20 protein-coding genes and 2 tRNA genes are annotated in these 20,512 nt (G+C 69.1%); 14 read left to right on the top strand and 8 right to left on the bottom strand.

Features of this window, described 5'->3' with window-relative positions; all coding sequences use genetic code 11:
- Positions 1-202 precede the first annotated feature (202 nt).
- From dnaN to VHC63_00405, 3 genes are read left to right on the top strand one after another with little or no spacing between them, the layout of a single operon-like run.
- Positions 203-1,315 carry a DNA polymerase III subunit beta gene (gene dnaN / locus VHC63_00415; protein HVV35035.1) on the top strand — a complete coding sequence of 371 codons (1,113 nt, stop codon included), beginning with the start codon at positions 203-205 and terminating at the stop codon, positions 1,313-1,315.
- A complete protein-coding gene (locus VHC63_00410; protein ID HVV35034.1) occupies positions 1,316-2,392 on the top strand; it encodes a DNA replication/repair protein RecF in 1,077 nt (358 codons plus the stop codon).
- A complete protein-coding gene (locus VHC63_00405; protein HVV35033.1) occupies positions 2,389-2,721 on the top strand; it encodes a DUF721 domain-containing protein in 333 nt (110 codons plus the stop codon). The genes VHC63_00410 and VHC63_00405 overlap by 4 nt, the downstream gene beginning before the upstream one ends.
- Here the strand turns inward: VHC63_00405 and VHC63_00400 are convergent.
- Genes VHC63_00400 through VHC63_00385 form a run of 4 tightly spaced genes read right to left on the bottom strand, consistent with a single transcriptional unit; the run spans position 2,684 to position 7,459 of the window.
- Positions 2,684-3,745 (bottom strand): hypothetical protein, encoded by a 1,062-nt coding sequence (locus VHC63_00400; GenBank protein ID HVV35032.1) that lies wholly within the window; start codon positions 3,743-3,745, stop codon positions 2,684-2,686. The genes VHC63_00405 and VHC63_00400 overlap by 38 nt on opposite strands.
- A gap of 47 nt (positions 3,746-3,792) precedes the next feature.
- Positions 3,793-4,602: a cupredoxin family copper-binding protein gene (locus VHC63_00395; GenBank protein HVV35031.1), complete on the bottom strand. Its 810-nt coding sequence runs from the start codon at positions 4,600-4,602 to the stop codon at positions 3,793-3,795.
- Positions 4,575-6,134, bottom strand: coding sequence for a DUF1501 domain-containing protein (locus VHC63_00390; protein ID HVV35030.1), 1,560 nt, complete (start codon positions 6,132-6,134; stop codon positions 4,575-4,577). The genes VHC63_00395 and VHC63_00390 overlap by 28 nt, the downstream gene beginning before the upstream one ends.
- Positions 6,131-7,459, bottom strand: a complete 1,329-nt coding sequence (locus VHC63_00385; protein ID HVV35029.1) for a DUF1800 domain-containing protein — start codon at positions 7,457-7,459, stop codon at positions 6,131-6,133. The genes VHC63_00390 and VHC63_00385 overlap by 4 nt, the downstream gene beginning before the upstream one ends.
- Before the next feature lie 198 nt (positions 7,460-7,657).
- Between VHC63_00385 and VHC63_00380 the strand changes: the two genes are divergently transcribed.
- The 10 genes from VHC63_00380 (at position 7,658) to VHC63_00335 (ending at position 16,860) form a co-directional block, all read left to right on the top strand.
- The gene (locus VHC63_00380; protein HVV35028.1) at positions 7,658-9,628 is read left to right on the top strand and encodes a DNA gyrase subunit B; all 1,971 of its coding nucleotides are present in this window, start codon (positions 7,658-7,660) and stop codon (positions 9,626-9,628) included.
- A complete protein-coding gene (gyrA, locus tag VHC63_00375; protein HVV35027.1) occupies positions 9,628-12,138 on the top strand; it encodes a DNA gyrase subunit A in 2,511 nt (836 codons plus the stop codon). The genes VHC63_00380 and gyrA overlap by 1 nt, the downstream gene beginning before the upstream one ends.
- Before the next feature lie 39 nt (positions 12,139-12,177).
- A complete protein-coding gene (locus VHC63_00370; GenBank protein ID HVV35026.1) occupies positions 12,178-12,693 on the top strand; it encodes a hypothetical protein in 516 nt (171 codons plus the stop codon).
- 21 nt (positions 12,694-12,714) lie between these two features.
- A complete protein-coding gene (locus VHC63_00365; GenBank protein HVV35025.1) occupies positions 12,715-13,065 on the top strand; it encodes a DUF3566 domain-containing protein in 351 nt (116 codons plus the stop codon).
- A gap of 32 nt (positions 13,066-13,097) precedes the next feature.
- Positions 13,098-13,174, top strand: a tRNA-Ile gene (locus tag VHC63_00360).
- Positions 13,175-13,373: 199 nt separating this feature from the next.
- A complete protein-coding gene (locus VHC63_00355; GenBank protein HVV35024.1) occupies positions 13,374-15,296 on the top strand; it encodes a hypothetical protein in 1,923 nt (640 codons plus the stop codon).
- Between the two features lie 72 nt (positions 15,297-15,368).
- Positions 15,369-15,506, top strand: coding sequence for a hypothetical protein (locus VHC63_00350; protein HVV35023.1), 138 nt, complete (start codon positions 15,369-15,371; stop codon positions 15,504-15,506).
- Between the two features lie 4 nt (positions 15,507-15,510).
- Positions 15,511-16,491: a Gfo/Idh/MocA family oxidoreductase gene (locus VHC63_00345; protein ID HVV35022.1), complete on the top strand. Its 981-nt coding sequence runs from the start codon at positions 15,511-15,513 to the stop codon at positions 16,489-16,491.
- Positions 16,492-16,566: 75 nt separating this feature from the next.
- Positions 16,567-16,722 (top strand): hypothetical protein, encoded by a 156-nt coding sequence (locus tag VHC63_00340; GenBank protein ID HVV35021.1) that lies wholly within the window; start codon positions 16,567-16,569, stop codon positions 16,720-16,722.
- A 61-nt stretch (positions 16,723-16,783) separates the two neighbouring features.
- Positions 16,784-16,860: transfer RNA gene (locus VHC63_00335), tRNA-Ala, on the top strand.
- A gap of 62 nt (positions 16,861-16,922) precedes the next feature.
- On the opposite strand, the gene VHC63_00330 is transcribed toward VHC63_00335, so the two are convergent.
- The 3 genes from VHC63_00330 to VHC63_00320 form a co-directional block, all read right to left on the bottom strand.
- Complete coding sequence (locus VHC63_00330; GenBank protein HVV35020.1) at positions 16,923-17,492, bottom strand: TetR/AcrR family transcriptional regulator C-terminal domain-containing protein; 570 nt, start codon at positions 17,490-17,492, stop codon at positions 16,923-16,925.
- 26 nt (positions 17,493-17,518) lie between these two features.
- On the bottom strand, positions 17,519-18,193 hold the full coding sequence (locus VHC63_00325) for a hypothetical protein (GenBank protein HVV35019.1): 675 nt from the start codon (positions 18,191-18,193) through the stop codon (positions 17,519-17,521).
- 96 nt (positions 18,194-18,289) lie between these two features.
- Positions 18,290-19,810, bottom strand: a complete 1,521-nt coding sequence (locus VHC63_00320) for an adenylate/guanylate cyclase domain-containing protein (protein HVV35018.1) — start codon at positions 19,808-19,810, stop codon at positions 18,290-18,292.
- A 77-nt stretch (positions 19,811-19,887) separates the two neighbouring features.
- On the opposite strand from VHC63_00320, the gene VHC63_00315 reads away from it, so the two are divergent.
- Entirely contained in the window at positions 19,888-20,322 is a 435-nt protein-coding gene (locus tag VHC63_00315) for an SRPBCC family protein (protein ID HVV35017.1), read from the top strand.
- Here the strand turns inward: VHC63_00315 and VHC63_00310 are convergent.
- A partial coding sequence (locus VHC63_00310; GenBank protein HVV35016.1) for a hypothetical protein occupies positions 20,312-20,512 on the bottom strand: 201 nt, incomplete at its 5' end. The two genes, VHC63_00315 and VHC63_00310, sit on opposite strands and share 11 nt — an antisense overlap.

The following is a 20,512-nucleotide window of genomic DNA, read 5'->3' as shown; positions in this document are numbered from 1 at the left end:
GGATAACTGTGGGTGAATGGGGAGAACTTCAGCCCGATTCGGCCGGTGTCCACTTTGGCGTTACACCCCTGTGTGATTCTGGGGAAAAGCGGCCGCAAGCTTTCGCCGCTCTGAGCAGCACAAACGGGGTGTTGTCCCCAATCCACAGCACCTATTACTGCTACTGATTTTCTAAACAAAGAGTTAGGTAGGAAAACCGCCTGTGAAGTTTCGCTGCGAACGGGACGTTTTGGTCGAGGCCCTTGCTTCGGCGAGCCGCGCCACCTCGGGCCGTGAACGACTGCCAGTGCTCGCTGGCGCGCGCCTGGCGATCAACGGCGACGAGTTACGCATCATCGCCACCGACCTTGACCTGACCATCGAGGTCGTCGCGACCGTCGCCGGCATCGCCGACGGCGTGTCGGTGATTCCGGCCAAGCTCGCCGCCGACATCGTGCGGTCGCTCGAGCCGGGTGCGGTCACGATCGAATCCGACGAAGAACAAGCCAAGATCGCCTCGGGCCGGTCGCAATTCGCCGTGCGCGTGTTGCCCGCTGAGGAGTTCCCGATGGCCCAAGGTGATGGAGGCAGGGGCGAAGTCGGATCCGACGCCGTCACCGTCGCTTCGGGCGAGTTGGCCGACGCGTTGCGCCAAGTGGTGCGCGCCGCCAGCGGCGACGAAGCCCGCCCGATCCTGACCGGCGTGTTGTTCATGGCGACGGCCGACGGCATGCAGCTGCTCGCCACCGACAGCTACCGCCTCGCCGTGCGCCAGCTGCCGGGCGTGAACATGGTCAAGGGCGAGCAGAAGGTGCTCATTCCCTCGCGTGCGCTCGCCGAATTGCAACGGTTGCTGAACGGGGCACCTGAGTGCGCGGTGCGTCTCGGCACGACCGAGGCGAGCTTCGAGGTCGGCCACGTCCGTCTCACGACGCGGCTCATCGAGGGCGAGTTCCCCAACGTGTTGAATCTCATCCCGGCCAGCTTCCCGAACGAGCTCACCGTGAACCGCGACGCGCTGCTCGACGCGGTCAAGCGCGTCAAGCTCATGGTGCGCGACCAGACGACGCCCGTGCGGTTGGCGCTGCGTTCCGACGGGGTGGAACTCATGGTCTCGAACCCGGCGGAGGGCACCGCCACCGAAGACGTCGAGGCGAAGTTCCTCGGCGCCGACATGACGGTGGCGTTCAACCCGCAGTACCTCACCGACGGCATCGAGGCGATCACCGGCGACGAGCTCACCCTCGAAACCCAAGACACCCTCAAGCCCTGCGTGCTGCGCGGCGTCGGCGCCGAGGAGTACCTGTACCTGCTCATGCCCGTGAGGGTTCCGTAGCTGAGGGTCGACTGGCTGGCGGTTCAGGACTTCCGGAACTACACCGCGGCGCGCTTGGAACTTGCGCCCGACGGGCTCACGGTGGTGATCGGCGAAAACGGCCAGGGCAAGACGAACCTGCTCGAAGCCCTGGCATGGCTGGCGACGCTGTCGTCGTTCCGGGGGGCGCCGAATGAGGCTTTGGTGCGGCAGGGCGCGGCGCACGCCTACGTGCGGGCCCAGGTCGATCGCGACGGTCGGGGTGTGCTCGTCGAGGCGGAACTGCCGCCCCGCGGATCGCCGCGCGTGTTGGTCAACGGCAACGCGTTGCGGCGCAGCACCGACCTGCTCGGCGCGCTGCGCGTCAGTGTGTTCTCGCCCGATGACCTGGCGTTGATCAAGGGTGGCCCGTCGTACCGGCGTGACCTCGTCGACGACGCGCTCGTCGCCACCGCGCCGCATCACGCGCAGACGCGCAGCGCCGTCGAGCGTGTGCTGAAACAGCGCGGCGCACTGCTGCGCCAAGCGGGCGGCAAGGCCACTCCCGAGGTGGTGTCGACCCTCGACGTGTGGGACGCCAAATTGGCCGAACACGGGAACGCCCTGGTGGCCGCGCGGCGCGAGCTTGTAACTCGCCTCGAACCGCTTGTCGCCAAGGCGTACGCCGAGGTCGCGACGGGGGCGGCGGCGATCGCCGTGCGCTACGTACCGTCGTGGGAGGGCGAACTTCACGCCGCGTTGGGCGCGGCGCGCGCCGATGACCTGCGCCGCGGCGTCACCACGGTCGGCCCGCACCGCGACGAGATCGAGTTGCACATCGGCACGCTGCCGGCGCGCACGCATGCGTCACAGGGCGAGCAGCGCTCGCTGGCCTTGGCATTACGACTCGCCGTGCACGCGGCGGTGACCGAGGCGACGGGCAGCGCGCCCATCCTGCTGCTCGACGACGTGTTTTCCGAGCTCGACCCGCACCGCTCCGCGGCGCTCGTCGCCGCCCTGCCCGACGGCCAAGCCGTGCTCACGACGGCCGGAGCACTGCCACCGGGCGCGTCGCCGGCGGCCACGGTGCGCATTCACGACGGCACGATCGAGCCGTGAGCTGGCGACCGCTGCCCGAAGACGAAGCCAACCGCGACCCGGCGCGGCTCGGAGCATCGCTCGACCGTGTCGCCAAGCGGCTCGGGGCGCCGAATGCCAAGGTCCTGTCGGGGTTGTTCCAGCGCTGGGAGGAACTCGTGGGCTCCGGGATCGCGGCGCACGCCAAGCCGGCGTCGCTCAAGCGCGGGGTGCTGATCGTCGACGTCGACTCCAACGCCTGGGTGACACAACTGCGCTACATGACGACCGAGTTGGTGGCGAAGTGCTGCGAGGTGTTGGGCCCCGACGCCGTCAAGAAGATTGAACTACGAGTGGCACGAGGTCGCTGAGCACACCGGCGAGGTCCGGCAAGGCGAGGTCGCTCACCGCCTGCACCGTCGTGTTGCCGACGGTGATCTGCACGTAGGGGCCATCGGCGGTCTCCGAGCTGAATCCGCCGTAGGGCCCGGCGTTGAACAGGCTGCTCGACCCTTCGGGCGGCTGGGCGCACGACGACGGGAATTCGTAGAGGTACAGATAGCCGGCGTCGGGATTCGTCTGGTCCTCGTAGGACAGCGCTGCCTGCGTGCAGCCTTCTTCGGTTTCGCTCGGTGCGAGGACGTCGGTGCCGACGAGTTGCCAGCCGTCGGGCAGCTGCTTGGGCATGACGAGCTTCGTGGACCTCAGCGACGCCAGCTTCAGCTGGGTGACACTCGGGCGGGCGTCGACCTGCGCCGGCGGGGGAGCGGCGACGGTGATCGCCGCGTCGCCCCAGGCGTCGAATGACAGGCGGGTGGTGAGGTCGGCCTCGGCGCGGACCACCAGCGCGGTCGACACCGGCCGGCCATCGTCGGCCACGACTGCTTTGAGCGTGGCCCACTCGACGTGCTGGGCCAGCTTGGAGCCGAACAGGCGCGGCACGTCGACGTCGCCGTCCAGTGTCGTCACACCGCCGTGGCGCCCCAACGTCTTCAGGTCCTGCGCCGCGGCGAAGACCGCGGCGACGTCGAGGGCCTTGGCCTGCTCGGCGCGGACGCGCATCACCCGTCGGAGTTGGGTGTCGGCGCGCACGTAGGACGCCTTGGCCAATGCGTCGGTGGTCGCCGCCTCACGGGCGTAGACGGTGTCGCCGTCGAGCACGACCTCGCTGGTGAGTTGGCTGTCGGCGATCACCGCGTGCGCGCGCCCCATCGCCAGTTCACCGGCGACATCGGCGTGGGCGGTCTGCGCCGAGCCGGTCGTCGTGCGAATGGTCCCGCCCTCCACCGTCGCGGTGCCGTGGAATCGGGCGCGCGGGTGCGCCGCGACGTAGGCGCGGGCGCGTTCGACCATGGCGGTGGCCGACGGTGGCTGGTCGCCGCGCGCGACGACCACGGCAACGGCGATGCCGGTGCCGACCAGGGCGAGCGCGACGCCCGCGGTTACGCGTCGGGTGATTCGGTTGGCGATCGGAGCACGGTACCGATCAACAGCGCCGCGATGGCAACCACCCCGAAGGTGATGGCCAGGGGTAACTGCGGTGCCGGGTCCCAGCCGCGTTCGTGAAATCCGAACAGTCCGATCGATGTGCGCGTAATGCCCAGCGCGGCGAGCGCCGCCACGTGGAGGGCGACGGCCGCGGCGCGTTTGGACTGGCTGAGCGGGCCCGACGCCAGCCACGCCGCCAACACCGCGGCACCGCCCGCTTCGATCACCAGCAGCGTGCCGATCGGTTCGGGGTAGTCGAGAACGAGCCGAAGCTGGAGGTGCAGCGCGCCCGTGGCCAGCGTGGCAGCAACCGCCAGATAGCGCAGCGCGTCGAGTCGCAGGCTTCGCAACACCAGTGCGATGGCGAGCGCAGCGATGAGCGTCGCGCCGACATCGAGGACGACGGGAGGCGGCGCGACGCCGCCGGTGACGCGCCCGGCACTCACCAGTCGCCCGGCGGGATGCACCACATCGGCACCCGTCGCCGGCAGCACCGACACGAACCCGCGCATGAATTCGTGCGGTTCGCAGAAGTACGGGTACACACCGGGCGCGTTGAATTTCACCGAGTACGACTGTCCCTTGCCTATCGAGCCGGACGTGAACTCGGCGCGGCTGGCCGTGACCGTGTGGATCGTGTCGTCGTCGTTGCGCCACACCACGGTGTCGCCCGCATGGATGCGGATGTCGGTTGGCGTGTAGGTGAAGTGCGCGATGTGGTCGGTGCGGCGCGCCGTCACGACACGTCGTCGCGCGGGCGCCATCCGTCGAGCGCCTCACGGAAGCGACCGCTGCGTACGACGACCGCGGCGACGAACGCGTTGAAGGCCAGGGCCGCCAGCGCGCTCGACGCCGGCACGGAGCGATGGTCGCCGGAGCTGCTGTCGCGGATGCGGAACGCGCCCCTGGCGTGGGCCGCCCGACCGGCGAGCACCGACGACGACGTCGAACTGGCCGACGGCGCGGCGTCGACCCGGGCGGCGTCGCCGATGCGGACGCTGCGTCCCGTACCGATCGCGACCGGGCTCGACGTGAACAGTCCGTGGAGCGGCGTGGTGTCGGCGGCGGCGTACAGCGGATCGGGATCGTGCAGCCACGACGTGAGGACGGCTTGGTACACGTGGCGCACGTCGGTCGTGAGCATGAGGTTGTCCGCCGGCGCCGCCGTTGTGCCCAGCTTGGGGTGATCACCGTGCAGGCCACCCACGAGGGTCGACGACTGCGGCGGTCCCACGAGAATGACGGGCGCGGCCGCGCCGTGGTCGGTACCGGCGACGGCCCCCGCGCCGGCTTGCCCGAGGCGCCGCCCGAACTCGCTCACGACCATGACGAGCGTGCGACTCGCCAGCGTCGGGTCGAGCGCGGCCCAGAAGGCGTCGAGCGCCTCGTCGAGGTGGACGAGCAGCGCGCCATGCGTCGACGTCTGCGTCGTGTGCGTGTCGAATCCCGAGTAGCCGACGTAGACGCACTCGACCCCCAGGTTCTGCTCGAGCAGCGTCCGCGCCGTCGCCAGCGAGTCGAAGATCGGCGCCGCGCCCGCCGGCGGCGGCGTGGTGGTGCTCAAGTCGGCCACGACGTCGACCGTCTGGCGCAGGCTGGCGGCGACGCGCTGGCGCAGTGGGTCGCCGGTGCGGGCACCGGCGCCGAGGCTGGGCAGCGCCAGGTGGCGGGTCGTGGCGACGGCGCTCGAACCGTCGCGGTAGCGCATCGTGCCGATGGACGCGATCGACGCACCGGAAACTCCGTGGCCCTGGAGCATCAGCGGCAGGCGGGGGGAGACGGCGACGCCGCGCAGTTCACCTTCGCCCATGCCGACGCGGTCAAGGTGTCGCCCGAGCCAGCCGGTGGACGTGCTCGCCGGGTTACCGGCGTGCCAGATGTCAGACGACGCGAAGTGCGAGTAGTTGTGGTTCGGATAGTCGACGCCCTGCACGACGGCGACGCGGCCGTCGCGGTACGCGGCGTGCAGCCGCGTGAGTCCGGGGTTGAAGCCCAGGAGTTGGGCGTCGTCGTCGCTGGTGCGGTCGAGGGGCAACAGCCGTGACGCGGGGTAGGCGAGGGTCGGGCGCGCTTTGCGGTACACCGACATGCGAGGCGCGCCGGCGACGTCACCCCGGGGCACGACGGTGTTGAGCCCGTCGTTGCCGCCTTCGAGGAAGATCACGACGAGGCGGTTGCGCCCCGCCGTCGCCGGGTCGACCGCCGCGCTGGCAAACGCGGGTCCGGCCACGCCGACGAACGACGCCCCGGCGACCGCGCCGGTGCCGATCAGGAACTGACGACGGGTGATGGTCACAGGGCCATCCAGTCGGGGCTCGTGAGCAGCAGGACGGCGACGCCCATCTGCTTGGCCGACTCGGGCAGCGTGGCGTTGTTGGTCACGTACGCCTCGAGCGCCGCGACCGTCTCGGCGGTCAGCGCGCCCAACCCGGCGCGCCGGGCCCACCCGTCGACGTCGGAGGACGCCGGCAGGCCGCCCGCAGCCCGGGTGCCGACCGTTTCGGCCCACCCGTAGCGGGCGATGACCGTCGACGGCGACAGCCAGCCCATCCCGGCCGGAAAACCGCCGACGTTGGGCGGCACGAACAGGTTCTGCCCCATCGTTCGCAGCTGCAACACGGCGTCGTCGTTGTCGAGCGTGATGCCGAACGCCTTGCCGGCGGCCACCATCGCCTCGACCGGTTGGCGCACCAGGAGCCGCTGGGCGCCGGCGTCGCCGAGGCGGAACTCGTCGGAGAGCAGCAGCGTGCGCATCGCGGCCCGCAGGTCGCCGCCGGTTGCCTGGAGCGTGTTGGCCACTTGGACCACGAGGGGGTCGGGGTTGCGCAGGAGGTCGCCCGTCATCGCGGCGTAGGCGAAGTTCGAGACGAGCTTGGCGGCGATGAAGCGCGCGCTGACCGGCTGGCCGAGGAGCAGGTCGACGAGCTGCGCGTACTCCTGGGCACCGCCGTTGCCGATGGTGGAGCCGAGGACGGTCTTGGTACCCGTGTCGTGTCCGGCGGCGTCGAAGGACACGGTGCGCAGCGAGACGTTGTCGGTCCATCCCGTCAGCACCCGCGCCGCCTGGCGGACGTCTTCTTCCGCGTAGACCTGCGGATACTTGCCGAGCGTGAACAGCTCCATCAGCTCACGGGCGTAGTTCTCGTTGGGCGCCGGGATCGAGTTCCGGGCGCCGTCGAGCCACTCCATCATCGCGGGGTCCACCGTGACCGCCTTGACCAGATCGCCGAGGTTGCCGAGGGCGTGGGTGCGCAGCGTCTGGTTCTGGACCAGGATCATCGCCACGTCGGGATACGGGTAGCGCACGGCGGTGGCGAAATGACCGTGCCACATGAGCGTCATCCGCTCCTCGAGTGGGTAGGTAGCTGTGCGCATGCGTTCGAGCCACCACCGCTGCGCCAGGCGAATCGAGCCGTCGTCGGTTCGCTGCTGGCCTGACTGCACCACCGCCACCCGGCGCGCGTCGTCGGACTGGGCCTTGCGCCCCGATGGCGCCGGGATGTCGACGAGGAAGGACACCGCGTCGGCGTACGGCCGGCCGGTCCAGCGGTCGAGATCGGCCGGAGTCGCGCCGAACGCGGCGCGTCCGAAGAGGCGCGCGATCTCATCTCTGGTGGCCATCGCCGCGCTCACTAAAAGGTTGTTCGCTCCCCGCTTCGAGGCTCCTGCCAGAGGTCAGTAACCGCTACACCCGTCTGGTAAACTTACGTCATTGCGATTCGGGGTTTAGGTACCCGCTGACCAGGACTTTTGCTGGATAGCGGCGCGTCCGGATGGCCTTCGGGAGACCCGGCACACGAACGCCGACGAAGAGAGACGATGACCGACACCACAACGACGAAGCCGCCCGCCAAGAAGGGGGCAAACTCGGGGTACAGCGCCGACAACATCCAGGTCCTCGAAGGCCTCGAAGCGGTCCGGAAACGGCCGGGCATGTACATCGGCTCGACCGGCCTCACCGGCCTGCACCACCTCATCCGAGAGGTCGTCGACAACTCGGTCGACGAGGCGATGGCGGGGCACTGCACCCGCATCGACGTCACGCTGACCGCCGACGGCGGCTGCCGGGTGAGCGACAACGGCCGCGGCATCCCGGTCCAGCCGATGACGTCGGGCAGCCAGAAGGGCAAGTCGGCCCTCGAGGTCGTCCTGACGGTCCTCCACGCCGGCGGCAAGTTCGGCGGCGGTGGCTACAAGGTCTCCGGCGGGCTCCACGGGGTCGGCGTTTCGGTGGTCAACGCCGTGTCGACGCGCCTCGTGGCCGAGGTCGATGCCGACGACGGCAAGCGCCACGTCATGGAGTTTCGCGACGGCGGCAAGCCCACGGGCAAGATCAAAGTCGTCGGCGACGCCCCGAAGGGCCGCACCGGCACCACCATCGCCTTCTGGCCCGATCCTGAGATCTTCAAGGCCGAGGGCATCGAGTTCCGGGCCCAAACCGTCCTCGAGCGCCTCCAGACGTATGCGTTCTTGAACCGGGACCTCGAGATCCGCTTCAAGGACGAGCGGCCGGGGCACACGCAGTCGGTCACGTACCGGTACGCCGGCGGCATCACCGACTACGTCCGGCACCTCAACCAGACCAAAGAGGCGCTGTTCAAGAAGGTCGCCAGTTACGAGTACAAGGGCGAGGACCACGAAGTCGAGATCGCGCTGCAGTGGAACACCGGCTACCACGAGGGCATCCACAGCTTCGCCAACGGCATCGAGACGCCCGAAGGCGGCACCCACGAGGAGGGTTTCCGCAAGGCGCTGACCAACGTGGTCAACAAGTACGCCAAGGCGCGGGGCCTGCTCAAGGAGAAGGACGAGAACCTCCTCGGCGAAGACATCCGTGAGGGCCTCACCGCCATCATCGCCGTGAAGCTGCAGGACCCGCAGTTCGAGGGCCAGACCAAGGGCAAGCTCGGCACGATCGCCATGCGCTCGGCCGTCGAGAAGGTCACCAACGACAAGCTCGCCGAGTGGCTCGAGGAGCATCCGTCCGAGGCGAAGGCGCTCGTCACCAAGGCCACGCAGGCGGCACGGGCGCGCGTCGCCGCCCGCGCCGCGCGCGACACCATCCGGCGCAAGTCGGCCCTCGAGGGCGCGGGGCTGCCGGGCAAGCTGACCGACTGCCGCACCAAGAACGCCGAGGAGGCCGAGCTGTTCATCGTCGAGGGCGACTCGGCCGGCGGCTCGGCCGTGCGCGGTCGCGACCCCGAGAACCAGGCGATCCTGCCGCTGCGCGGCAAGCCGCTCAACGTCGAGCGCGCCCGCATCGACAAGATGCTCAAGAACACCGAGATCCAGACGCTGGTTACCGCGGTGGGCGCCGGGATCGGCGAGGAGTTCGACGCCGACAAGGCGCGCTACGGCAAGGTCATCATCCTCGCCGACGCCGACGTCGACGGCTCCCACATCCGGGCGCTGCTGCTCACGTTCTTCTTCCGCCAGATGCGGCCGCTGATCGAGAAGGGCAAGGTGTTCGTCGCCCAGCCGCCGCTGTATTCGACGACGGTCGGCAAGGAGACCGTCTACCTGAAAGACGACGCGGCCCGCGAGCGCTTCTTGACCGAACGGCCCAACCACAAGGCCGAGTTCGCCCGCCTCAAGGGCCTCGGTGAGATGGACTGGGAAGAGTTGCGCGACACCACGATGATGGCGGCCCGGCGCACGCTGCTGCGCGTCAGCGCCGAGGAGGCGGCGGCCGCCGATCAGGCGTGCTCGGTGCTCTTCGGTGACGACGTGGAGTCGCGCAAGAACTTCATCGTCACCAACGCCAACGACGTGCGGTTCCTGGACATCTGATGAGCGATCTGCCTCCCTCCGACGACCCAGAGAACGTGATCGACGAAGACGAAGACGGCGTGACCGTCGATACCGTGGCCGACTTCGTCGGCGGCGTCGAAGACATCGAACTCAGCGAGGAGATGGAACGCTCGTTCCTCGACTACGCGATGTCGGTCATCGTCGCCCGGGCGTTGCCCGACGCCAAGGACGGCCTCAAGCCGGTGCACCGGGCGATCCTCTACGGCATGCACGACATGGGGGCGCGCTCGGACCGGCCCCGCATGAAGTGCGCCCGCGTGTCGGGCGAAGTGATGGGCAAGTTCCACCCGCACGGCGACTCGTCGATCTACGACGCGCTGGTGCGCATGGCCCAGCCCTTCTCCCTGCGCGACCCCCTGATCGACTTCCACGGTAATTACGGATCGCCCGACTTCCCGGCGGCCGCCGCCCGCTACACCGAGTGCCGGCTGGCGACGCTGGCCAACGAGATGCTGGCGGGGATCGACGAGAACACCGTCGACTTCGAGCCGAACTACACCTTCGAGTTCGAGCAGCCCAAGGTGCTGCCGTCGCGGTTCCCGAACCTGCTGGTCAACGGTTCCACCGGCATTGCCGTGGGCATGGCCACGAACATCCCGCCGCACAACCTCGGCGAAGTCGTCGACGCCACCATCCACCTGATCGACAACCCCGACGCCACCCCCGACGACCTGATGCGGTTCGTCATCGGCCCGGACTTCCCGACCGGCGGGCTGATCCTCGGACGCCAGGGGATCATCGACGCCTACCGGAGCGGTCGCGGGTCGATCCGCATCCGGGCGCGCACGGAGATCGAGGACCGCAAGAACGGTCCGGTCATCGTGGTGCACGAACTGCCGTACCAGGCGTCACCCGCCGGCATCGCGCAGCGCATCTACGAACTCGTGAGCAACCGCGAGCTCGACGGCATCCGCGACGTCGAGGACCTGTCCTCGGGCGAGATGACGCGCATCGAGATCCCGCTCAAGCGCGACGCCAACGCGTTGGTGGTGCTGAACAACCTGTTCAAGCAGACACAGCTCCAGTCGAGCTTTGCCGTCAACATGGTGGCCCTCGTCGACGGCGTGCCGCGCACGCTCAACCTCGTGCAGGCACTCCAGGCCTACATCGACCACCAGGTCGACGTCATCACCCGCCGCTCGCAATTCCGCCTCAAGAAGGCGCAGGACCGGGCGCACATCGTCGAGGGCCTCATCAAGGCGCTCGACCAGATCGACGCCATCATCGCCTTGGTCCGCGCCTCGGAAGATCGCGCCGCGGCCCGCGCCGGTCTCATGGCGAAGCCCTTCGAGTTCTCCGAAATCCAGGCGAACCACATCCTCGACATGCAGATTGTGCGCCTCACCCGTCTGGCGCGCACCGACCTCCAGTCGGAGATGGAAGAGCTGCGGGCCACGATCAAGGAACTCGAGGAGATCCTGTCGAAGCCCGAGGTGCTGCGCGGGGTCATCAAGACCGAACTCGGCGCCGTCAAGGACAAGTACGCCACGCCGCGGCGAGCCGAACTCACCCACGACCCGGGCGAACTCGGCTCCGAGGACCTCATCAGCGACGACCCGCTCGTGTTCCTCATGACGCGGGCCGGCTACGTCAAGACGGTCGCGGCCGGCTCGTTCCGCACGCAGGGCCGCGGCGGGCGCGGCGTCGCCGGCGCCAAGCTGAAGGAAGAAGACCTCGTGTCGCAGGTGATCCACACCTCGGCGCACGAGTTCATCCTCTTCTTCTCGAACAAGGGCCGAGTGTTCCGCCTCAAGGCGCACGAGATCCCGATGAAGGAGCGCACGGCGCGCGGCACGCCCGTCATCAACCTGCTGCCGCTCGAGCCCAACGAGAAGATCCAGGCGGTCATCGCCACGCGCGACTACCCCGAGGACAAGTTGCTGTTCTTCGCCACCAAGAAAGGCGTGGTGAAGAAGACGCCGTTCAGCGAGTACGACAAGTCCCGCCGCGAAGGCTTCATCGCCATCACGCTGAAAGACGGCGACGAACTCGTCAAGGTGATGCCAACGTCGGGCAGCGACGACATCTTCATGGTCACCCGCGACGGCACCACGATGCGCTTCGACGAGTCGACGGTGCGCCCGACGGGGCGCTCCGCCCAGGGCGTCATCGGCATGAAGCTGCGCGCCGGCAACGAGGTGGTGAGCTGCGACGTCGCCCGCGACGACACCGCCATCCTCATCGTCACCGACGCCGGTTTCGGCAAGCGGACCCAGCTCGAGCACTTCCGTCGCACCGGGCGCGGCACGATGGGCGTGCGCGGCATCAAGCTGACCGCCAAGCGCGGCTTCGTGGTGGCGGCGTTCATGGTCGGTCTCGACGACGAGATCATGGTGGCGGCGTCCAACGGCGTCACCGCTCGCATGCCGGTGCGCCAGATCTCCTCGCAGGGCCGCGACGCCACCGGCGTCCGGGTGATGAACCTCGACGACGGCGCGACCCTTGCGACCGCGGCGCCGATCATCCAAGCTGAAGAAGAAGACGCCTGATCGCTTCCCCGCGATTCCTCTGAGCTTGGAGGTGCGCGGGTGCGCACGCAGGAACGTGGGCAGGTGGTGCCGCTCATGGCGGCGTTCGTGGTCTTCGCCGGGCTGGTGATCATCGCCCTGGCCCACCTCGGTGGCGGCGCGGTCGACCGGGCCGAGGCCAAACGGGCGGCCGACATCGCCGCGCTCGCCGGCGCGGTCGACGGGCAACGGGCCGCCGAGGACTATGCGACGCGGAACGGCGCCACGCTCAGTCACTTCGACCAGTCAGGCGACGACGCGACCGTCGAGGTCCACTACGGCGACGCTCGCGCCACCTCGAAAGCCCATCGCGACGGCCGCGCCGGCACACCGAGGCCGGGCGACCCGGCGCCGGCGCTGCGCGCCGCGCTCGCTCGCGCCGCCCAGGTCCTGGGGCATCCGCCGGGAGTCGTGTCGGCCCACGGCTACACGGCGCAGTTCACGCCCGCGGGCTACGCCGAGTTGTCACCGCGCGCCGCCGACGCCGGGTTGTGCCCGAGCGGCGACAACGAGATGAAGGTTTGCGGCGCGACGTAGCCGGTTAGCTTGTCGGTCGCCATGCCGAGCCACCGCCTCACCCTTCGCTCGATCGGCGTGCGCAGCGTGGTGCGCGTGTCGATCGTCATGTACGCGTCGATGCTGCTCGTCTTCGTCGTGGCGTGGGCGATCCTGTGGACGGCCGCGGCCGTGCTCGGTGTCACCGGCAACGTCGAGGACTTCATCGCCAAGCTCTTCGCTCTCGACTCCTTCCACTTCTCCGTCGTCGCCCAGGCGATCGCCATCGTCATCGGCGGCGGCGTGCTGATCGCGCTGGGGACGGGGGCCAACGCCCTGGGCGCGACCTTCTACAACCTCATCGTCGAGTTGCAGGGCGGTATCGATGTCGACGTTGAGACCCACGACGGCTAATTTCTGCGGACCCACGGTCACCACTCTGGCTCGGGGCTATAGCTCAGCTGGTTAGAGCGCAGCACTGATAATGCTGAGGTCCCTGGTTCGATTCCAGGTAGCCCCACCAAACCGCAGAAGCATCAACGATTTCGCCCGTCTCGCGTACTTAGGCTTGATTCCAAACCCACCGGGTAAGGAATTTGGACGGAAATCCGTCAGATGCATGCTGTTTGACCGTTGTACCGAGCAACCAAACCAGGAGCGAGATAACCATGCGTATTCGTCGTTGGGCGACGGCGGGCTTGGGAGCAGTACTCACTGTCCCCATGCTTTTCGTCTTTAACGCGGCACCGGCCCGTGCCGCCACCGGCCCGTACGGCGGTCAAGCCACCGGTGACCTAGTCCACGTCAACGCCGCGGACTTTCCAGGTGTCCTCGACCCCGGCCTGGCTGACGCCCACATTGCGCCGTCCGCCGCGCTGGTGAAGTCCGACGGCCTCGCGGCCCCGTACGCCGGCAAGCGTTCGGCCGCCCGCGCCGCCAACCTCGATTCGTCGCTAATCGGGGGCGCGATCCCGCTGAACAACCTCATCGTCAAGGCGGAGCAGTCGGCGCCGCCCACCAACGCCAACCCCGACGTGCAGAGCCTGACCGGCCCGATCGACCTGTCGCCCATTGCGCAGCTCGAAGCCGCCAAGGCGTCGGCGCACGCGGTGTGGGGCTCGAGCGACACCGCCTGCATTGCCCCCGGCTCGCCGATCGCCACGTCGACCTCGACGGTGCTCGACGCCAGCCTCCTCGGCCTCGGCGCTCCCCTCGGTGACAGCCTCGTCTCGGTCGTGAACGGCAACGGCGGCGCGGCCTTCACGAAGTCCGACGTCGGCCTCGTCAATGTCGCCAACCAGGCGAACAAGGGCCTCAACTCGACGGTCCTCGACCAGGTGACGGGCGTGGTGCTGTTCAAGGGCACGGCGAATGAGATCACGCTGAACGTCGTCGCTCCGCCGACGGTCAGCGCCACCGCCACCGGCACCGCCGCCACGTCGACGGTCAGCTACAACGAGCCCGTCGTCCAGGTCATCCAGGGCGGCTCCGTGACCGACGTGCTCAACGCCTCGAACATCAACACCGAGATCACCATCCCGGGCGTCGTCCTCGACCTCAGCCTCGGTCAGCTCAAGAACGTCGTCAAGACGAACAACGAGGCCAGCGGTACCGCTTCGCTGCTCGAGCTGAAGGTTCTCGACATCACCAAGACCCTGACCCTCGCCGACGTCGCCATCGCCCCGATGGCTGTCAAGGCCACGGTGCCCACCGGCGGCGTGGAGTGCAACGGCGGCACCGATCCGCTGGCCAACCTCCAGGTCGACGCCTCCACTGGCATCGTCCTGCCGAACGGCAGCTTCCAGTACGTCGTGACGGTGCCGAACACCGGCGCCTGCACGCTCGACAACGTCCACGTGACGCTGACGGTCGCCGGCCCCAACGGCACCACCATTACGGCGGCTGAACCGTCACCGAACACGATCAACGGATTGAACGTCGACTGGCCAAATATCGGGTCGATAGCGCCAGGAGCACTGAAAACGTTGAAGGCGACGATCAAGGTGCCATCCAACGCACCGGTCGGCGCCACCTACACGGGCACGGCGCACGCCACCGGTACCTGCGCCGGCGCCCCGGCCGAGCACACGGCGACGTCGGGTCCGATCCCGACCGTCGGTAGCCCCAGCGCCACGAGCTGTGACCTGTCGGCGAGCTCGATCGTGTCGTCGCACAAGGAAGTTCGCATTGGCGACTACTTCAACGAGTACGTCCGCTTGACGAACCTCGGCAAGGGCACCTGCAACACCGTCAAGGTGACCATGCCGTATCCGCCGGACACCACCTTCGTGGCCTGCACCGACAGCTGCACGCACGACGACACCAAGCGCGTCGTCACCTGGACCGTCAGCAGCCTCGGCTCGGGCGTCTCGAAGGACCTCGTCGGCACCTTCCAGGTCGCCAACTCCGCCAAGAGCGGTGAGCACCTCGGTACGAAGGTGACGATCACCTCGGGCGGTCGCACGGTCACCGACTCCACGACCCTCCCGGTCGTCACGTCGTCGAACGTGCTCAACGCCGGTGCGCAGCGGAGCCGGGGCCTGTTGCCTCGCACCGGTGCGAACCTGCCCCTCGGCCTCGCCTTGTCCCTGCTGGGCGCCGGCCTCGCCATGCGGGCGTTCCGCCGCAAGGTGGCCGCGGTCTAACCGAACCACCAAGAATCGTCGGAGGAGCCCGGGCCGTTTGGTCCGGGCTCCTCCGCGTCTTAGGGTGAGGGGATGAAGGCATTGCGTCGTGCGGTCCTGGCCGTTGTCGTGGCGTCCGTCGTCGCGGCGGTTGTCCGCCTGCGCGGGTCGGGGGGCACGCCGCCCACCACCGGCGGTTGGCGCGAAGTGCCCGCTGACGAACTCCGCTAACGCGTTGCGCACCGCGGTCATCGGCACCGGGGCCGTCGGCCTGCGCGCCGCCCGGCAGCTACACGAGAGCGACGGCGTCGACGCCGTGCGCATCGTCGCCCGCAACCCGGCGCGCGCTGAGTGGGTGGCGAACGAACTCGGTGCGCGCGCCGAACGAGCCGAGTGGCCCGCGGTCGTGGGCGACGTCGACGTCCTGGTGCTCGCCGTGCCCGAAGAAATGCAAGCCGATATGGCCCGCGCGGCGGTGGGCGAGGGGACCCACGTCGTGAGCACCGCGGCGTCGATCGAAGCGGTCGACGGGATCGTCGGCCTCGACGCCCGGGCACGCGTCGCCGCACGGTCAGCGGTGGCGGGCGTCGCGATGTCGCCGGGACTGTCGTGCCTGCTGGCGCTGCATGCCGGGCGCGACCTCGACATCGTGGAGGAGATCCACGTCGCCAAGGCGGGCACAGGTGGACCGGCGTGTGCGCGGGCGACGCACGCGTCGTTGCGCGGTCCGGCGGCGTCGTGGCGCGACGGGCGCTGGCAGAGCGAACTGGCGGGATCGGGCCGTGAGCTGTGCTTCTTTCCCGAGCCCGTCGGCGGCCTGGACTGTTACGCCACGTCCTCCGCGGAGGCGGCGTTGCTGACCGCCGCGTTCCCGACGGCGCGCCGGGTGACGGCGCGGCTGGCGGCCACGCGGCGCGACAAGGCCACGAGTTGGCTACCGATGCTGCGCCCGCCACACCCCGAAGGCCTCATCGGTGGCGTGCGGGTCGAGGTGCGGGGCTTCGCCGGCGGCAAGGCGCAGACCCACATCGTGGGAGCGGTCGACCGCCCGGCCATCGTCGCCGGGACGCTAGCGGCGATGGTGGCGGTGGCGTGCGGCAACGCGGAACTGCGCCCCGGCGCCGGCGGGCTCGGCGTCCTGGCGAAGGACCCCGGCGAGCTGCTGGCGCGCCTGGCCGACCGCGGCGTCAAGGTTGCCGCGTTTGTCGGGAGTTAAAGGCCCCGCCTCCTACGCCGATAGGAGGACATGCCGAGCGTTGTTGGTTGGTTTGTTTGTTGTTTCGCGCCCTACATGCGGGCGCGACACGGCCGGTCGCAACGCGGCGCGTCGCTCGTCGAATACCTGCTCCTCGTGATGCTCATCGCCCTCGTCTGCATCGGCGCCGTCACCTACTTCGGCACCGCCAACCAGTCGAAGCTCAGCGACATCGGCTCCCGCATCGGCTGACCCACACCGCCGCCGAAGTTCGGGCGGCGGCTGGCGCGCCGGTAGGCTTGGGCCCCCGTCAGGGGGCGTAGCTCAGTTGGCTAGAGCACTTGCTTTGCAAGCAAGAAGTCGTGGGTTCGAGTCCCATCGCCTCCACCACCAACCAGCAGCCCGGTTTGGATCTACTGGGGTCCGACCGAAGTCGCGTCCGTCGTGCCCGCTCATGGGTCGGCCGAAATCTTACGGGCGGCGACCGACATCCCGTCGAGGATGACGTCGAGCCCGAATTCGAACTGATCGTCGCTCACGAACCCGCGAATCAGCGTCGCAGCGTTGGTGACGCTCTCCCCCGGCTCCCCGAGGTGCCGGCCGCGAGCGGCTTCAAGCGAGCAATAGCCCAGGGTGTAGGTGTGCACGGCCGCGTAACAGCGGACGGCCGCGCCTTCGTCGAATCCCGCCCGCACCAGGACTTCGACTGCGGTCGTGAGGCGGTCGCGCGCGCTGGCGGTGGTGACCGGTTGCCGGTTGTAGAGGCCGATGATCTCGGGGTCCGATCGGAGCAGCTCTCGCAGCAGGAAGGCGAGCGCGCGGAGGTAGCTGCGCCAACCAACGCGCGCCGACGGCAGCCGCTGCGCGCGCAGCCGTGTGTCGGTGACGGCCAGCAGCACCTCGTCCTTGTTGGCGAAGTGGCGGTACAAAGCCATCGGCGTCACGCCGAGAGCGCCGGCGAGCGCCCGCATGCTGACGCAGGACAAGCCTCCCGGCGTGCTCAGGCACAACGCCGCCTCCACGATCCGCTCCCGCGAGAGCGGATTGCTCACGGCGAGTAGACGGTCTGCGCCGGCGGAAGCTGGTCCAACGGCAGTCCGCTCGGACTCGTCACGGAGACGATGCTTAGTTCAACCGTCGAGACTTTGCCGGTCGAACCAGTGCGCTGAAACGGGCCGAGTTCGTCGGTCGCGTTGCCGTTGGCGTCGGTGGTCGTCTGCACCGTCTGCTCCACCCAGTCCCAGCTGCCGCCCGAGAGATGGGTGTACGCCCGCACGAGCAGGGCCACGGTGGCGCCCTCGACGGGATCGCTCAGCGAGTTCTGCACCGCGGCGGTCGTGTCCACCGTCCACGTGTTGCCGTGCCTGGTGGCCTGGGCGTCGAGGCTCGCCGACACGGAGGTTGCCTGCGGCGCTGGCGCCGCGGTTGTCGTCGTCGTCACCGGTGGCGTATCGCCCGCGCCGGACCCGCCGCCGGGCTCGGTGACCGACGGGCCGCTTCCCCCGCCACCGCCGTCGGCGACAACGGCGGCGGCATCGCCGGCTGGGAGGCTGGCGGCGACCGTCGACAGCTTCGAGGAGTTGGAGTGCCCGAGCGCCTTCATGCCCCCCACGCCGACAACCACGATCAGTAGGACGAGCAGCACGTACTCGATGGCCGACGCACCCGCCTCGGGTGCGGCCCTTCGCGCGCCGCCTCGTTGGTCGTCTGTTTGGCCTGTCACCGCTTCGTCCTGACTGATGTGTACGCGTATACATCGGCCCGCGAACCCACAACATTGAGAATTCCGCTCCTACGAGCGCGACATACCGGCGGGTGTTTAGAACTCCGAGGGCACGAGCGCGTGGACGCACACGTTGTGGGTCTTGCCGCGCAGTTCGATGTCGCCGCGGCTGATGGCGCGACAAGGGATCTGGCCGGCGACGTCGAGGGTCGCCTGGGTAACGAGGACGGCGTCGCCGGTGTCGCGGGTCATGCGTTCGAGGCGCGCCGCCACGTTGACCGCGTCGCCGATCACGGTGAACTCGAGGCGTCCGCCGCCGCCGATCGTGCCGGCGGTGACCGCGCCGGTGTTGATGCCGATGCCGATGCGCAGGTCGCCGTCGAAGGCGACGCGCACCTGGCGCTGAATCTCGATGGCGCAGGCGATGGCGCGCCCGGCGTGGTCGGGCAGCGGCGTCGGCGTGCCGAACACCGCCAGCAGCCCGTCGCCGAGGTAGTGGTTGGCGTGGCCGCCGGCGTCCTGGATGACGGGCACCATGATCTCGAAGAGTTGGTTGAGGCGCGCCACCGCGTCGGGCGCGCTCGCCGACTCGACGTAGGACGTGAACCCGCGCACGTCGGCGAAGAACACCGTGACCTCGACCTCTTCGCCGGCGAAGGTCGAGTCGCCCTGTGTCAGTAGGCGCTGCGCCAGCGCGGGGTCGACGTAGGAACCGAACGCGGCGCGTAGCGCTTCGCGTTCGCGCAAACCGGCCTGCATCTCGTTGAAGGCGATGGCGAGATCGCCGAACTCGTCGACGGTGGTGACGGGGACGCGGTGGGTGTAGTCGCCGCGTCGGACGCGCCTGACCGCCGCGCTCAGATCCTCGACCGATCGGGCGACGCGCTGCACGGAGCCGACCTGCGTGACGACGATGAGGTAGATGGCCAGGACACCCGCGCTCACGGTGGCGACGAGGAAATCGCGGGGGGTGGCGCGGGTGCCGAGGGTGATGGCGGTGATGCCGATGCCGGGGAGCGCGGTCGCCGTGCCGAAGGCGAGGGCCTGGCGCGACCGCAGCGTCCAGTCGCGATAGGGCGACGTGAAGGTGATGTCGTAGACCTGCTCGATCTCGTCGGTAAGGGGCCGCAGCAGCACGTGCAGCCCGTCGCCGTACATGATGCCGGCGAAGGCGATCACCGCTCCCATGCCGAGGATGAGGGCGACGGCCGCCGTCCACGTGCGGTGCCCGAAGAAGAGCGCAAGGGGCACACCGATGGAGAAGCTGAGGGCGGTCGCGACTTCCGCCGCCATGCGGGCGGCTTCGGGAGGCGACGACGTCGCCGAGTTCCACGACTCCTGCGGGTCGGAGAAGTCGCCGGCGGCCCAGGCGAACATCGGGGCCAATCGCCGGCGTTCGAGCCAACAGCCGGCGAGCACGGCGAAGGTGTCGAGCGCGGCCATCGACGCCGTCCAGCACAGCGCCTCGTGCCGGTTGAAGTCGAGGAAGAGGCAGGCGGCCAACAACGACGGAATGACGAGGGCGCCGAGCAGGCTCACGATGCACAGGGTGATCAGCGCGGCGGCGTAGTGGTCCCGATGCCGTCGCCACAGCCACTGCGCGAATCCCGCCCCCATTAACGCAAAAGCGTACGGAAGGAACGCTCGCCGTGCTGAGAAACTTTGCAACCGCGGGCGCATGGCACGATGCCCGCGTGGACATCGAGGCGACGCTCGCCATCGCCGCGCCGCCCGACGTTGCCTACGCGGCGCTGGTCGACCTCGGCGATTGGCCGACCTGGAACACGCTGGTGCAGCGCGTGGCTGTAGACCGTGACGCTGATGATTACGCCGCGTGGCGCGTCGACTTCGGGGCCCAGATCGGCGTGGTGCGCTTGACGCGGCACTGGCGCATGGTGCGCGTCGACGCCGAGCCGGCGCGGTTCGTGCGTTACGAACGCTTCGAACTCGCCGACCACGGCGACCACTCCGACGCGGTCATCGAGGCGTCACTCCTCGACGACGGGCGGTGGCGGCTGCACCTGAACTACGGCGGCTTCCTGCCCATTCCGGGGCTGGTGCCCTACGCTCGCAACGAGATCGCGAAGTCGCTGCGCCGCCTCAACGCGCGGCTGACCGCTACGCGCTGAGCATGGCGTCGAGGAACGCCTGGTCCGGCCCGACGAAGCGTTCGGCGTCGGGGACGAGGGCGAGCGAGTCGACGAACACCTTGAGCATGTTGCCCGGTGCCGGCGGGAGATGGCTGCTGCACACCATCGTCGGCTCGAGGGCGCGGAAGTCGTCGAGGCGGGCGTTGAACGTGGCGCGGTCGACGTCGTG

Source organism: Acidimicrobiales bacterium, from assembly GCA_035546775.1.
Lineage (GTDB): Bacteria > Actinomycetota > Acidimicrobiia > Acidimicrobiales > JACCXE01 > JACCXE01.
Note: the sequence above shows the minus strand (reverse complement) of the source record. Positions and strands in the feature narration are given on the sequence as shown.